14 protein-coding genes are annotated in these 13,913 nt (G+C 69.6%); 12 read left to right on the top strand and 2 right to left on the bottom strand.

Annotation, left to right across the window (positions count from 1 at the left end):
- Positions 1–46 precede the first annotated feature (46 nt).
- The 7 genes from OG828_RS41880 (at position 47) to OG828_RS41850 (ending at position 6,703) form a co-directional block, all read left to right on the top strand.
- Entirely contained in the window at positions 47–1,585 is a 1,539-nt protein-coding gene (locus OG828_RS41880) for an ATP-dependent DNA ligase (RefSeq protein ID WP_328504080.1), read from the top strand.
- On the top strand, positions 1,582–2,040 hold the full coding sequence (locus OG828_RS41875; protein WP_328368973.1) for an NUDIX domain-containing protein: 459 nt from the start codon (positions 1,582–1,584) through the stop codon (positions 2,038–2,040). The genes OG828_RS41880 and OG828_RS41875 overlap by 4 nt, the downstream gene beginning before the upstream one ends.
- Positions 2,041–2,114: 74 nt before the next feature.
- The gene (locus OG828_RS41870) at positions 2,115–3,500 is read left to right on the top strand and encodes an NADP-dependent succinic semialdehyde dehydrogenase (RefSeq protein WP_328441776.1); all 1,386 of its coding nucleotides are present in this window, start codon (positions 2,115–2,117) and stop codon (positions 3,498–3,500) included.
- A gap of 25 nt (positions 3,501–3,525) precedes the next feature.
- Positions 3,526–3,762, top strand: a complete 237-nt coding sequence (locus OG828_RS41865) for a DUF6213 family protein (protein WP_210571140.1) — start codon at positions 3,526–3,528, stop codon at positions 3,760–3,762.
- 73 nt (positions 3,763–3,835) lie between these two features.
- Positions 3,836–4,945: a type III polyketide synthase gene (locus tag OG828_RS41860; RefSeq protein WP_328368966.1), complete on the top strand. Its 1,110-nt coding sequence runs from the start codon at positions 3,836–3,838 to the stop codon at positions 4,943–4,945.
- A 14-nt stretch (positions 4,946–4,959) separates the two neighbouring features.
- Complete coding sequence (locus OG828_RS41855; protein ID WP_210571138.1) at positions 4,960–6,174, top strand: cytochrome P450; 1,215 nt, start codon at positions 4,960–4,962, stop codon at positions 6,172–6,174.
- 7 nt (positions 6,175–6,181) lie between these two features.
- The gene (locus OG828_RS41850; protein WP_328368961.1) at positions 6,182–6,703 is read left to right on the top strand and encodes a cupin domain-containing protein; all 522 of its coding nucleotides are present in this window, start codon (positions 6,182–6,184) and stop codon (positions 6,701–6,703) included.
- A 57-nt stretch (positions 6,704–6,760) separates the two neighbouring features.
- On the opposite strand, the gene OG828_RS41845 is transcribed toward OG828_RS41850, so the two are convergent.
- Positions 6,761–7,978 carry an acyl-CoA dehydrogenase family protein gene (locus OG828_RS41845; protein WP_328441775.1) on the bottom strand — a complete coding sequence of 406 codons (1,218 nt, stop codon included), beginning with the start codon at positions 7,976–7,978 and terminating at the stop codon, positions 6,761–6,763.
- Between the two features lie 165 nt (positions 7,979–8,143).
- On the opposite strand from OG828_RS41845, the gene OG828_RS41840 reads away from it, so the two are divergent.
- Positions 8,144–8,785 carry a TetR family transcriptional regulator gene (locus tag OG828_RS41840; protein ID WP_328368955.1) on the top strand — a complete coding sequence of 214 codons (642 nt, stop codon included), beginning with the start codon at positions 8,144–8,146 and terminating at the stop codon, positions 8,783–8,785.
- Positions 8,786–8,841: 56 nt separating this feature from the next.
- Here the strand turns inward: OG828_RS41840 and def are convergent, their stop codons facing one another.
- A complete protein-coding gene (gene def / locus OG828_RS41835) occupies positions 8,842–9,396 on the bottom strand; it encodes a peptide deformylase (RefSeq protein ID WP_328368952.1) in 555 nt (184 codons plus the stop codon).
- 111 nt (positions 9,397–9,507) lie between these two features.
- Here def and OG828_RS41830 point away from each other — a divergent pair, with 111 nt between their 5' ends.
- The 4 genes from OG828_RS41830 to OG828_RS41815 all read left to right on the top strand — a co-directional run bounded on the left by OG828_RS41830 (position 9,508) and on the right by OG828_RS41815 (position 13,819).
- Positions 9,508–10,746 (top strand): MurT ligase domain-containing protein, encoded by a 1,239-nt coding sequence (locus tag OG828_RS41830; RefSeq protein WP_328504079.1) that lies wholly within the window; start codon positions 9,508–9,510, stop codon positions 10,744–10,746.
- Between the two features lie 16 nt (positions 10,747–10,762).
- Entirely contained in the window at positions 10,763–11,491 is a 729-nt protein-coding gene (locus OG828_RS41825) for a type 1 glutamine amidotransferase (RefSeq protein ID WP_210571132.1), read from the top strand.
- 190 nt (positions 11,492–11,681) lie between these two features.
- Complete coding sequence (locus OG828_RS41820) at positions 11,682–12,707, top strand: 6-phosphofructokinase (RefSeq protein WP_328441773.1); 1,026 nt, start codon at positions 11,682–11,684, stop codon at positions 12,705–12,707.
- Positions 12,708–12,868: 161 nt separating this feature from the next.
- Positions 12,869–13,819, top strand: a complete 951-nt coding sequence (locus OG828_RS41815; protein ID WP_328368941.1) for a cytochrome c oxidase assembly protein — start codon at positions 12,869–12,871, stop codon at positions 13,817–13,819.
- Positions 13,820–13,913 lie beyond the last annotated feature (94 nt).

The raw sequence follows: 13,913 nt of genomic DNA, 5'->3' as shown, positions 1-13,913 counted from the left end.
GTTTGTCGGGGTGTATACCGACGTAGCCCGTTGCAACATGGGCTGCATGCTGCTGACCCGCCTGGCCCAAGTCTCCCGCGAGGTCGCCGCCACCTCCGCGCGGTCCCGCAAGATCGCACTGCTCGCGGAGTTGTTCAGGGACGCGGAGGCGGACGACGTGCCTATCGTCATCCCGTATCTGGCCGGAAGGCTTCCGCAGGGCCGGCTCGGCGTCGGCTGGAAGGCGCTGAGCCGCCCGGTCGCCCCGGCCGCCGAGCCGACCCTGAGCGTGCGCGAGGTGGACGCCCTGCTCAGCGAACTGGGCAAGGTGTCCGGGCCCGGTTCGCAGGCGGAACGGGCCCGGCTGGTGGGTGAGTTGATGGGCGCGGCCACCGAGGACGAGCAGCGGTTCCTGCTCGGGCTGATCACCGGTGAGGTACGGCAGGGCGCGCTGGAGGCGGTGGCGGTGGAGGGCCTCGCGGTGGCGACCGGGGCGCCGGCGGCGGACGTACGGCGGGCGGTGATGCTCGCCGGGTCCCTCCAGACCGTCGCCCAGGCCCTGCTCGCGGACGGCCCGGCGTCGCTGGACCGCTTCCGGCTCACCGTCGGCCGTCCGGTCCTGCCGATGCTGGCGCACAGCGCGTCCTCGGTGGCCGAGGCGGTCGACAAGCTCGGCGCGTGCGCGGTCGAGGAGAAGCTCGACGGCATCCGCGTCCAGGTGCACCGGGACGGCGACACCGTACGTGTCTACACCCGCACCCTCGACGACATCACCGACCGGCTGCCCGAACTGACCTCGGCGGCCCTGGAGTTGAACGGCAGGCGCTTCATCCTGGACGGTGAGGTGATCTCCTTCGGCGCGGACGGGCGGCCCCGTTCCTTCCAGGAGACCGCCGGGCGCGTCGGCTCCCGCGTGGACGTGGCGACGGCGGCCGAGGAGGTCCCCGTCTCCCCCGTCTTCTTCGACGCGCTGTCCGTCGGCGACCGTGACCTGCTCGACCTGCCGTTCGCCGACCGGCACGCGGAGCTGGCCCGGCTGGTGCCCGAGCCGATGCGGGTGCGCCGGACGCTCGTCGAGGGACCCGACGACATCGACGCGGCGGACGCCTTCCTCGCCGAGACCCTGAAACGCGGCCACGAGGGCATCGTCGCCAAGGCCCTCGACGCCCCCTACAGCGCGGGCCGGCGCGGCGCGTCCTGGCTGAAGGTCAAACCGGTGCACACGCTCGACCTCGTCGTCCTGGCCGCCGAGTGGGGCCACGGCCGCCGCACCGGCAAGCTCTCCAACCTCCACCTGGGCGCGCTGGCTCCCGACGGCTCCTTCGCCATGCTCGGCAAGACCTTCAAGGGCATGACCGACGCGATGCTGACCTGGCAGACCGAGCGCCTCCAGGAGCTGGCCGTCGAGGACAACGGCTGGGGCGTGACCGTACGCCCGGAACTCGTCGTCGAGATCGCCTACGACGGTCTGCAGAAGTCCACCCGCTACCCGGCCGGCGTCACCCTCCGCTTCGCCCGCGTGGTCCGCTACCGCGAGGACAAGCGGCCGGAGGAGGCCGACACGGTGGAGACGCTGCTGGCCGCACATCCCGAGGTGACGCCGTGAGGACGAGCGCCGGCCTGCTGTTGTTCCGGCACACGGACCAGGGCATGGAGGTGTTGCTCGGGCATATGGGCGGCCCGTTCTTCGCGCGCCGTGACGAAGGGGCGTGGACCGTGCCCAAGGGCGAGTACGAACCTGGCGAGCCCGCCTGGGACGCCGCCCGCCGTGAGTTCCAGGAGGAGCTGGGGCTGCCGCCGCCGGACGGTGAGGCGATCGACCTCGGCGAGGTCCGGCAGACCGGCGGCAAGATCGTCACCGTATGGGCGGTGGAGGCCGACCTGGACCCGGCTGCCGTCGTCCCCGGCACCTTCCGGATGGAGTGGCCACCGAAGTCCGGGCAGACGCGGGAGTTCCCCGAGCTGGACCGGGTGGAGTGGTTCGGGCTCGACCGCGCCCGCGGCGTGATCGTGAAGGCGCAGACCGCGTTTCTCGACCGGCTGGCGGAGCACTCGGGCTGAACAGCGGCCTACGCGTTGCGGTCCCCCACACCGCGCGGGAAGGTCTAACCAAAGCCGCCCTCAGGAGGTCAGCCATGCCCATCGCGACGGTGAACCCGGCGAACGGCGAGACGCTCAAGACGTACGAGGCCATGGGCGCCGAAGAGCTGGAACGCAGGCTCCAGCTCGCCGAAGCCACGTTCCGCACCTACCGGGCGACCGGCTTCGCCGAGCGCGCCCTGCTGCTGCGCCGGGCCGCCGATCTCCTCGAGGAGGACCAGCAGGACATCGGCCGCGTCATGACCACCGAGATGGGCAAGCCGGTCAAGCAGGCCCGCGCGGAGGCCGCGAAGTGCGCCAAGGCGATGCGCTGGTACGCCGACCACGCGGCGGAGCTCCTCGCCGACGAGGAACCCGCCGACGCCGACGTGCGGGACTCCGGCGCCTCCCGCGTCCTCGTCCGCTACCGGCCGCTGGGCCCGGTGCTCGCGGTCATGCCGTGGAACTTCCCGCTCTGGCAGGTCGTCCGCTTCGCCGCGCCCGCGCTGATGGCGGGCAACGTCGGCCTCCTCAAACACGCCTCGAACGTCCCGCAGACCGCCCTCTACCTCGAGGACCTGTTCCACCGCGCCGGCTTCCCCGAGGGTTGCTTCCAGACCCTCCTCATCGGCTCCGGCGCGGTAGAGGACATCCTGCGCGACGAGCGTGTCCGGGCGGCCACCCTCACCGGCAGCGAGCCCGCCGGCCGCGCGGTGGCGTCCGTCGCCGGGGAGATGGTGAAAAAGACGGTGCTGGAGCTGGGCGGCAGCGACCCGTACATCGTCATGCCCTCCGCCGACGTCGACCGGGCCGCCCAAGTCGCCGTCACCGCACGGGTGCAGAACAACGGCCAGTCCTGCATCGCCGCCAAGCGGTTCATCGTGCACGCCGATGTGTACGACGCGTTCGCCGAGCGGTTCGTCGCCGGCATGCAGGCGCTCACGGTCGGTGACCCGCTGGAGGAGGAGACCGAGGTCGGGCCGCTGGCCAGCGAGCAGGGCCGGGCGGACCTGGAGGAGCTGGTGGACGACGCGGTGCGCGGCGGAGCGGCCGTGCTGTGCGGCGGCGAACGTCCCGGGCAGGCCGGCTGGTGGTACCCGCCGACCGTCCTCACCGGAATCACCCGCGAGATGCGGATCCACCGCGAGGAGGCGTTCGGCCCGGTGGCCACGGTGTATCGCGCGGGCGACCTGGCCGAGGCGGTGCTCATCGCCAACGACTCGCCGTTCGGGCTGAGTTCCAACGTCTGGACGCGCGACGGGGTCGAGGTCGAACGGTTCGCACGGGACCTGGAGGCGGGTGGCGTCTACGTCAACGGGATGACGGCGTCCCACCCGGCGTTCCCGTTCGGCGGAGTGAAGCGGTCCGGGTACGGGCGTGAGCTGTCCGGGCACGGAATCCGCGAGTTCTGCAACATCACGACCGTATGGCACGGAGCGTGAGGGTTCCGCGGCTACGATCCCCTTTGTGAACCGCGAAGTGACTCTGCCTCTGATCGTCGACGACCGCGGGACCCTGCAGGTGGCTGCCGCCGACGTCAGCAAGTTGTTGCGGACGGTGGGTGCGCGATGGCTGCACCTCGTCGAGGCCGGGCAGGAGGAACTGGACGAGGACACGGTGGCGGCGCTGACGATCGAGCTGGCCAAGCTGGCCGACCGTATCGATGTCGCCTGTATCGCGCACAGCAGCGGGGGCACGCCGTAGCGCTAGGCAATTCCAGTGATCCCCAATTTGGAGTAGTCCGGCGCGAGATAGTCGCCCCGTCGGGTGATCGTGAATGCACAACCTTCTGACCGGGGGGCGCAGGCCTTCCGGAAGGCGAAAGCAGGCACGGTTCATGGCGACTTTGTGCAGACCCTCGGTGTCCGTTCCAGAGCACGTGATCACGATGGAGGAGACGCTGGAGCTGGCTCGCTCCCGCCACTTTGACCACCCCCAACTGCCGCTGGCCCTCCGGCTGATCGAGAACACCGGCGTACGCACCCGGCACATCGTGCAGCCGATCGAGGAAACCCTGAAGCACCCCGGCTTCGAGGAGCGGAACAAGATCTACGAGGCCGAGGCGAAGGCCCGGGTCCCGGCGGTCATACAGCGGGCGCTCGACGACGCGGAGCTGCTCACCACCGACATCGACGTGATCATCTACGTGTCGTGCACGGGCTTCATGATGCCCTCGCTCACGGCCTGGCTGATCAACGAGATGGACTTCGACAGCACCACCCGCCAGATCCCCATAGCCCAGCTGGGCTGCGCGGCAGGCGGGGCGGCGATCAACCGGGCGCACGACTTCTGCACGGCCTACCCCGAGGCCAACGCGCTCATCGTGGCCTGCGAGTTCTGCTCGCTGTGCTACCAGCCCACGGACATCGGCGTCGGCTCGCTGCTGTCCAACGGTCTGTTCGGCGACGGCATCGCCGCCGCGGCGGTCCGCGGGCGCGGCGGCGAAGGCATCACGCTCGAGCGCAACGGCTCGTACCTGATCCCCAAGACCGAAGAGTGGATCATGTACGACGTCCGGGCCACCGGATTCCACTTCCTGCTGGACAAGCGGGTGCCGGCCACCATGGAGCCGCTCGCCCCGGCGCTCCAGGATCTCGCGGGCATGCACGGCTGGGACGCCGCCGACCTGGACTTCTACATAGTCCATGCGGGCGGGCCGCGAATACTCGACGACCTCAGCAAGTTCCTCCAGGTCGACCCGCACGCGTTCCGGTTCAGCCGGTCGACGCTCACCGAGTACGGCAACATCGCCAGCGCCGTCGTCCTGGACGCGCTGCGCCGGCTGTTCGAGGAGGGCGGCGCCGAACACAAGGCGCGCGGGCTCCTCGCCGGGTTCGGTCCCGGTATCACCGCCGAGATGGCCCTGGGCCGCTGGCACCGCAACTGACGAGACGACGTGAGATGACCGAAGAGACGATCACCGAAACCCTTCCCCCCGTCCGGCACTGGCCGGCGCTCGACCTGTCGGGCGTGGACTTCGACCCGATCCTCGGCCAGCTGATGGACGAGGGCCCGGTCACCCGGATCCAGCTGCCCAACGGCGAGGGCTGGGCCTGGCTGGTCACCCGCTACGACGACGTACGCATGGTGACCAACGACCCCCGGTTCAGCCGCGAGGCCGTCATGGACCGGCAGGTCACCCGGCTCGCCCCGCACTTCATCCCGGCCCGCGGCGCCGTCGGCTTCCTGGACCCGCCGGACCACACCCGGCTGCGCCGCTCGGTGGCCGCCGCATTCACCGCGAAGGGCGTGGAGCGGGTGCGGGAGAAGTCCCGCCGCATGCTGGACGAGCTGGTCGACGAACTCCTCCAGGACGGCCCGCCGGCCGACCTCACCGCAACCGTCCTCAGCCCTTTCCCCATCGCCGTGATCTGCGAGCTGATGGGCGTCCCGGCCGCCGACCGGCACGGCATGCACACCTGGACCCAGCTCATCCTGTCCTCCTCGCACGGCGCCGACGTCAGCGAGAAGGCCAAGAACGAGATGGGCGCCTACTTCGCCGACCTCATCGGCATGCGCGAGGGCAGCACCGGCGAGGACGTCACCTCACTGCTCGGCGCGGCCGTCGGCAAGGGCGAGGTGACGCTGGAGGAGGCCGTCGGACTCGCGGTGCTCCTCCAGATCGGCGGCGAGGCGGTCACCAACAACAGCGGGCAGATGTTCTACATCCTGCTGACCCGCCCCGACCTCACCGCACGGCTGCGCGCCGAGCCGGAGATCCGCCCCCAGGCCATCGACGAGCTGCTCCGCTACATCCCGCACCGCAACGCCGTCGGGCTGTCCCGGATCGCGATGGAGGACGTCGGCATCAAGGGCGTACGGATCCGGGCGGGCGACGCGATCTACGTGTCGTACCTCGCCGCCAACCGCGACCCGGACGTCTTTCCGCAGCCCGAGATGATCGACTTCTCGCGCAACCCCAACCCCCACGTCTCCTTCGGCTTCGGCCCGCACTACTGCCCCGGCGGCATGCTGGCCCGGCTGGAGTCCGAGCTCCTCGTCGACGCCCTCCTCGACCGGGTGCCGGGACTGAAACTCGCCGTGCCGCCCCGGGAAGTGCCCTTCAAGAAGGGCGCGTTGATCCGCGGGCCCGAGGCCCTGCCGGTCACGTGGTGAGACGCCGATGACGACGACGGAGGGGCTCCTCGTACCACCGGGCCACGGCCGGGTCGTCCAGACACCGGCCCAGCACGTGACCTTCAAGGTCACCGGCACGCACTCCCGGACGGCCTCCACCTTCGAGGTCCTCGTCCCTCCGGGCTTCGACGTCGGCGCCCATGTGCACACGCGCAGCGAGGAGTTGTTCTACGTCCTGGAAGGCGAGCTGGACGTACTCGCCTTCGAGCCGCGTATCCGTACCCCCGACAACTGGCAGAAGTGGGAGTCGAGTTCGGGCAACAGGGTCGTACGCGCGACCCCGGGCACGCTCATCGTCGTACCGCCCGGCTGCCCTCATGCGTTCGCAAATCCGACGGACAACCCGGCCAAGATGTTCTTCCAGGCAAGCCCACCGCCGGATCACGAACGCTACTTCGAGGAGTTGCTGGAGATCCTGGGGAACGGGGGTCCGCCGGATCATGCGGCGATCGAGGAGTTGCGGGCCAGGTACGACATCCAGCAACTGACCCCGCTCCGGCACAGGTGAGGTTTTAAGGGGCGCGGGGAACTGCGCGACCAGCCCCCACAACCCGCAGCCGCACAACTACCGAATGGACATCCCCGAGAGCGTCCGAGCAATCACCAGCCGCTGGATCTCACTGGTCCCCTCGAAGATCGTGTAGATCGCCGCATCCCGGTGCATCCGCTCCACCGGATACTCCCGCGTGTATCCGTTCCCGCCCAGGATCTGGATCGCCTGGGCGGTCACCTTCTTCGCCGTCTCGCTCGCGAACAGCTTCGACATCGAGCCCTCGGCCGCGGTGAACGGCTTCCCGTTGACCCCCATCCAGGACGCACGCCAGACGAGAAGACGCGCCGCGTCGATGGACGTCCGCATGTCCGCGATCTCGAACGCCACACCCTGGTTGTCGATGATCGGGCGCCCGAACTGCTCACGGGTCATGGCGTAGTCGAGGGCCACTTCGTACGCGGCACGGGCGGTGCCGACGGCCATCGCACCCACCGCCGGCCGCGAAGCTTCAAACGTTGCCATCGCCGCGTTCCTGACCCGCTCACCGCCGGAGGCCTTCGCCCGCGCCAGCCGCTCGTCCAGCTTCTCCTTGCCACCGAGCAGGCAGGAGCCGGGAATCCGGACGTTGTCCAGGACGACCTCGGCGGTGTGCGAGGCGCGGATGCCGTGCTTCTTGAACTTCTGCCCCTGGGACAGGCCAGGAGTGTTCGGCGGGACGATGAAGGAGGCGTGCCCCTTGGAACCGAGGTCCGGGTCGACGACGGCGACGACGACATGGACGTTGGCGATGCCGCCGTTGGTCGCCCAGGTCTTCGTACCGTTGAGCACCCACTCGTCCTTGGCCTCGTCGTACACGGCACGCGTCCGCATGGAGGCCACATCGGAGCCGGCGTCGGGCTCGGAGGAGCAGAACGCGGCGACCTTGACATCGTTGGCATCGCCGTACATCTGGGGAATCCAGGTGCCGATCTGTTCCTCGGTGCCGTTGGCGAGGACGCCGACGGCGGCCAGGCCCGTGCCGACGATGGACAGGGCGATGCCCGCGTCGCCCCAGAACAGCTCCTCCATGGCCATGGGGATGCCGAGGCCGGTGGGGTCGAAGTACTGCTGGGCGTAGAAGTCCAGGGAGTAGATGCCGACCTTGGCGGCCTCCTGGATGACAGGCCAGGGAGTCTCCTCACGCTCGTCCCATTCGGCGGCGGCGGGACGGATGACGTCGGCGGCGAAACCGTGCAGCCAGTCCCGGACCTCCTTCTGTTCGTCGTTGAGCTCCATGGTGAACTCGGCCATGTCCCCTCCAGCAGTGGCGCACTATCCTGTTACTTGCGGTAACCGCAGTCTGTTACCGACCGGTAGGAAAAGTCAACTCCTGACGGCTCGGCAGCCAGTTCGATGTCAGGAGCGTAATGAGTGTTAGTTTGCGCAGGCGTCACCGATCGAGCAGGGGGAGATCACATGGACACCACACAGCGGACCGATCAGCAGCGCTCCGCCGACCGCCGTCGGCGTGAGCTGCTGGAGGCCGCGGACAGAGTGGTGCTGCGCGACGGCCCGCAGGCCTCGATGAACGCGATCGCGGCGGAGGCGGGCATCACGAAGCCGATCCTCTACCGGCACTTCGGTGACAAGGGCGGGCTTTACGCGGCCCTTGCCAAGCGGCACACCGACGCGCTGCTGGATTCCCTGCGGGCCGCGTTGGACGCCCCGGCGGACCGGCGGGAGCGGGTCGAGGCCACGCTCGACACGTATCTCGCGGCGATCGAGGCGCGTCCTCAGGTGTACCGGTTCCTGATGCATCCGTCCGAGGGGTCGGCGAGTGACCACGGGTTCGATGTCGGCGTTCAGGCGGGGCCGCTGCTTCGGCGGATGGGTGAGGAGTTGGCCCAGGTCATCGAGGATCGGCTGGATCTCGGGCCGGGGAGCCAGCAGCTGGCTCGGGTGTGGGGGCATGGGATCGTCGGGATGATGCACGCGGCCGGGGATTGGTGGCTGGGGGAACGGCCTTGTTCTCGCGCTGAGTTGGTGCGGAGTTTGGCCGACTTGTTGTGGGGGCGGTTGGCTGCGGCGGGGGACAAAGTGGGCGGTCCGGGGTTCTGACCGTTGTGTCTCGGCTGCGGGTTGGTGGGGGCTGGTCGCGCAGTTCCCCGCGCCCCTTAAGTCGGACCAGTCGCCCTACCCCAAGAAGCTCGCGTTGCCTGTCGCATCAGTCGCCTGTAGCGCCAGCCCGTCAAGTGGTCCGCGTAGACCTTGCCCTCCAAGTGGTCGCACTCGTGCTGCAGGCAGCGTGCGAAGAAGCCCGTGCCATGAACCGTGATCGGCTCTCCCGTCATCGTGAAGCCCTCGACCACCGCGTGGTCGTACCGTTCCGTGCCCGCCTCCAGGCCCGGTAGGGAGAGGCAGCCCTCCGGGCCCCGGATCACCACGCCGTCCGCCTCCACCAGCCGCGGGTTCACGACGTGGCCCAGATGCCGTACGTCCTCGTCGTCGGGGCAGTCGTAGACGAACACCCGCAAGGGCTCGCCGATCTGATTCGCTGCCAGGCCGACTCCCTGTGCTGCGTACATCGTGGCGAACAGGTCTTCGACGAGGGCCGTGAGGGCCGGGCCGAAGTCGGTCACCTCGTGGCACCGCTCACGCAGCAGCGGAGCGCCATGCAGGGTGAGGGGCCGGACGCGCCCGTGCGCGCCCGGAATGGAGCCGTTTCGCATGGCCGCAAGGGTACGGCGATTCGGGAGTGCGAATGGATCTCGATAGGCTGACCACCACCACGTTGCCGTCAGGCAGAGGCGCGGCGCGTACGCAAGGAGGATCGAGAACTGATGGCAGGCAACTCGGACCCGCTCACGCCGCGGGCCAAGCTGGCCGTGACCGCGGGCAAGGCGGTCGCGGCGGCATCGCGTGCCGCGGGGCGCGGGAGCGGTTCGGTGATCGGCGGCCGCGTGGCACTCAAGCTCGACCCCGACCTCCTCGCCCGGCTCGCCCAGAACCTGGACGTGATCCTGGTGTCGGCGACCAACGGAAAGACCACGACGACCCGGCTGATCGCCGAGGCCCTGCGCGCCGCGGGCCCCGTCGTCTCGAACGCGCTCGGTGCCAACATGCCCGCCGGTATCACCTCCGCGCTGGCCGGTGGGTCCGACGCGCGCTACGGCGTGATCGAGGTCGACGAGAAGTACCTGGCCGGGGTGGCCCGGGACACCGACCCGAAGTGCATCGCCCTGCTCAACCTCTCCCGCGACCAGCTCGACCGCGCCGCCGAGACCCGGATGCTCGCCGAGAACTGGCGGGAGGGGCTCGCGGGCTCCAAGGCCGTGGTCGTCGCGAACGCCGACGACCCGCTCGTGGTGTGGGCCGCGTCCTCCTCCCCCAACGTGATCTGGGTCGCCGCCGGTCAGATGTGGAAGGACGACGCCTGGTCCTGCCCGTCCTGCGGTGGCGTGATGCAGCGCCCGGGCGACGACTGGTTCTGCAGTGAGTGCGGTTTCCGGCGGCCGACGCCCAGCTGGGCGCTCTCGGGCGACCACGTACTCGACCCGCACGGCTCCGCCTGGCCCATTCACCTTCAGCTGCCGGGCCGCGCCAACAAGGCCAACGCCGCCTCGTCGGCCGCCGTCGCCGCCGTGTTCGGGGTGCCGCCGCAGGTCGCGCTGGAGCGGATGTACCAGGTGCAGGCCGTGGCCGGGCGCTATGACGTGGTGCAGTTCATGGAGCGCGATCTGCGGCTGCTGCTCGCGAAGAACCCGGCCGGCTGGCTGGAGACGTTCTCCCTCATCGACCCGCCGCCCACCCCGGTGATCCTCTCCGTGAACGCGCGCGGCGCCGACGGCACCGACACCTCCTGGCTGTGGGACGTCGACTACACGCGGCTGACCGGGCACCCGATCTGCGTCGTCGGCGACCGCAGGCTGGACCTCGCGGTCCGGCTGGAGGTCGCGAACCAGCACTTCCAGGTCTGCGAGACCCTCGACCAGGCCGTGCAGATGAGCCCGCCCGGCCGGATCGAGGTCATCGCCAACTACACCGCCTTCCAGGACCTGCGCCGCCGCGTCGGCAACTGACACACAGGGGACTTTTGTGAGCGACAACAGCCTGCGGGTCGTCTGGATCTATCCCGACCTGCTCAGCACGTACGGTGACCAGGGCAACGTCCTGGTCGTGGAGCGCCGGGCCCGGCAGCGCGGCCTCGACGTGGCCCGCCTGGACGTCCGCAGCGACCAGCCGATCCCGACGTCCGGCGACATCTACCTGATCGGCGGCGGCGAGGACCGCCCGCAGCGGCTCGCGGCCGAGCGGCTGCGGCGGGACGGCGGGCTGCAGCGCGCCGTCGGCAACGGCGCGATCGTGTTCTCGGTGTGCGCGGGCTACCAGATCCTCGGCCACGAGTTCATCAACGACCTCGGCCAGCGCGAGCCCGGTCTCGGGCTGCTGGATGTGGTGTCCGTGCGCGGTGAGGGTGAGCGGTGCGTCGGCGACGTGCTCGGGGACATCGACCCGCGCCTCGGGCTGCCGCCGCTGACCGGTTTCGAGAACCACCAGGGCGTCACCCACCTCGGCCCCACCGCCCGCCCCCTCGCCCAGGTGAAGCTCGGCAAGGGCAACGGCACGGGAGACGGCACGGAGGGCGCGTACAACGACACGGTCTTCGGTACGTACATGCACGGCCCGGTGCTGGCCCGGAACCCGCTCATCGCCGACCTGCTGCTGAAGCTGGCGCTCGACGTGAACGCGCTGCCGCCGACCGACGACCGGTGGTACGAGGCGCTGCGGGGCGAGCGCATCGCGGCCGCTCAGCAGCCCGCCTGAGCTGCCTGTACACCTGGGCTCCAGCCAGGCTTTACCGGCCCGTCTGACGCTGTGTCCGCACAGGTGAGCGGGGTCGTCCAGCAGGCGGACGCACCATTCGGCCCCGCCCCTTCCTCCCGCTAGGGTGGCGGGGATCGAACCGGACAACGTGGTCCGGTCCCCGGCCCACGTTGAGAAGGTATTTCGGGCTATGCGCATTGGTGTCCTCACGTCCGGCGGCGACTGCCCCGGCCTGAACGCCGTCATCCGGTCCGTCGTGCACCGTGCCGTCGCCGACCACGGCGACGAGGTCATCGGTTTCCGGGACGGCTGGAAAGGCCTCCTGGAGTGCGACTACCTCAAGCTCGACCTCGACGCGGTGGGCGGCATCCTCGCTCGCGGCGGCACGATCCTCGGTTCCTCCCGCGTCCAGCCGTCCCACCTGAGGGACGGGGTCGAGCGGGCGAAGGGCCATGTCGAGGAACTCGGTCTCGACGCCATCATCCCGATCGGCGGCGAGGGCACGCTGAAGGCCGCCCGGCTGATGTCGGACAGCGGCCTGCCCATCGTGGGCGTGCCCAAGACCATCGACAACGACATCGCGGTGACCGACGTCACCTTCGGCTTCGACACGGCCGTGGGCGTGGCGACCGAGGCGCTGGACCGCCTCAAGACCACCGCCGAGTCCCACCAGCGTGTGCTCGTGGTCGAGGTCATGGGCCGCAACACCGGCTGGATCGCACTCCACTCCGGCATGGCGGCCGGCGCCCACGCCATCGTCGTACCGGAACGGCCCTTCGACATCGAGGAGTTGGCCGCGGTCGTCGGGGAGCGGTTCCAGGCCGGGAAGCGGTTCGCGATCGTCGTGGCGGCGGAGGGGGCCAAGCCGAAGCCGGGCTCCATGGCCTTCGACGAGGGCGGCAAGGACATCTACGGCCATGAGCGCTTCGCCGGGATCGCCCGTCAGCTGTCGATCGAGCTGGAGGAGCGGCTGGGGAAGGAAGCCCGGCCGGTGATTCTCGGGCATGTGCAGCGTGGGGGGACGCCGACCGCGTACGACCGTGTGCTCGCCACGCGGTTCGGGTGGCATGCGGTGGAGGCCGTGCACCGCGGGGAGTTCGGGAAGATGACGGCGCTTCGCGGGACGGACATCGTGATGGTGCCGTTGGCGGAGGCCGTGGAGACACTGAAGACGGTTCCCGCGGAGCGATACGAAGAAGCGGAATGCGTGCTCTGACAGTTCCCTGATCTGCCGGGTGCGGGTCGTGTGTGGCTGGTCTCGCAGTTCCCCGCGCCCCTGGGTGGGTTGCACTGGCCCCGGTCACAGGCGTGGCCGGGGTCGGTCATACCCTTGTGCGGACAGACACGCACAACCCCCACGAATCAGGAGCCGTCGGAATGGATCACAGCGGGCACGGCATGACCATGGATCTGCCGCCGTTCACGCTGGGGCGGGGTCTTCAGTGGTCGGCCGACCCGTTCTTCCTCGTCGCCTGTCTGGTGGGGCTCGCGCTGTATGCGTACGGCGTCGTGCGGCTGCGGCGGCGCGGTGACAGCTGGCCGGTGGGGCGGACGATCTCGTACGTCGTCGGTGTGCTGACCATCGCGCTGGTGATGTGCACCAAGCTGAACGACTACGGCATGGTGATGTTCAGCGTGCACATGGTGCAGCACATGGTGATCAGCATGCTGTCGCCGATCCTGATCCTGCTCGGCGCCCCGATCACGCTCGCGCTGCGGGCGCTGCCCGTCGCCGGCAAGGGGCGCAAGGGGCCGCGCGAGCTGCTGCTGGCGCTGCTGCACAGCCGGTACATGCAGCTCGTCACCCACCCGGCCTTCACCATTCCGCTGTTCATCGCGAGCCTGTACGCGCTGTACTTCACGCCGCTCTTCGACTTCCTGATGGGGTCCAAGACGGGGCACATCGCGATGATGGTGCACTTCCTGGCCGTGGGTGTCGTCTTCTTCTGGCCGATCATCGGCGTCGACCCGGGACCGAATCGGCCCGGCTATCTGATGCGGATGCTGGAGCTGTTCGCGGGCATGCCGTTCCACGCGTTCTTCGGTATCGCGTTGATGATGGCGTCCACGCCGATGGTCGAGACGTTCAAGAACCCGCCCGCTTCCCTCGGTATCGACGCGCTCTCCGACCAGAACGCGGCCGGCGGCATCGCCTGGGCGTTCAGTGAGATCCCGTCGGTGCTGGTGCTGCTCGCGTTGTTGTTCCAGTGGCACAGCAGTGAGCAGCGGCAGGCGCGGCGCAAGGACCGGGCGGCCGACCGGGACGGCGACAAGGAACTCGAGGCGTACAACGCGTATTTGGCCTCATTGAACGCACGGGGAAACTGACCGGCATTTCGTTCAGCAGCAGGGACGGAGTTCGCGGACACGTCGCTGTGGAGGCAGAACCGGGGCACCATGGAGGGGGACGGACCATGAGGAG

Source organism: Streptomyces sp. NBC_00457, from assembly GCF_036014015.1.
GTDB lineage: Bacteria > Actinomycetota > Actinomycetes > Streptomycetales > Streptomycetaceae > Streptomyces.
This window is presented reverse-complemented; position numbering and strand designations above follow the sequence as displayed.

What these genes read in the sequence shown, in the direction of transcription:
- OG828_RS41880 (WP_328504080.1), top strand. Translation starts at nt 47, where the DNA reads ATGCTGCTGACCCGCCTGGCCCAAGTCTCCCGCGAGGTCGCCGCCACC.
- OG828_RS41870 (WP_328441776.1), top strand. Translation starts at nt 2,115, where the DNA reads ATGCCCATCGCGACGGTGAACCCGGCGAACGGCGAGACGCTCAAGACG.
- OG828_RS41860 (WP_328368966.1), top strand. Translation starts at nt 3,836, where the DNA reads ATGCACAACCTTCTGACCGGGGGGCGCAGGCCTTCCGGAAGGCGAAAG.
- OG828_RS41855 (WP_210571138.1), top strand. Translation starts at nt 4,960, where the DNA reads ATGACCGAAGAGACGATCACCGAAACCCTTCCCCCCGTCCGGCACTGG.
- OG828_RS41850 (WP_328368961.1), top strand. Translation starts at nt 6,182, where the DNA reads ATGACGACGACGGAGGGGCTCCTCGTACCACCGGGCCACGGCCGGGTC.
- OG828_RS41845 (WP_328441775.1), bottom strand. Translation starts at nt 7,978, where the DNA reads ATGGCCGAGTTCACCATGGAGCTCAACGACGAACAGAAGGAGGTCCGG.
- OG828_RS41840 (WP_328368955.1), top strand. Translation starts at nt 8,144, where the DNA reads ATGGACACCACACAGCGGACCGATCAGCAGCGCTCCGCCGACCGCCGT.
- def (WP_328368952.1), bottom strand. Translation starts at nt 9,396, where the DNA reads ATGCGAAACGGCTCCATTCCGGGCGCGCACGGGCGCGTCCGGCCCCTC.
- OG828_RS41830 (WP_328504079.1), top strand. Translation starts at nt 9,508, where the DNA reads ATGGCAGGCAACTCGGACCCGCTCACGCCGCGGGCCAAGCTGGCCGTG.
- OG828_RS41820 (WP_328441773.1), top strand. Translation starts at nt 11,682, where the DNA reads ATGCGCATTGGTGTCCTCACGTCCGGCGGCGACTGCCCCGGCCTGAAC.
- OG828_RS41815 (WP_328368941.1), top strand. Translation starts at nt 12,869, where the DNA reads ATGGATCACAGCGGGCACGGCATGACCATGGATCTGCCGCCGTTCACG.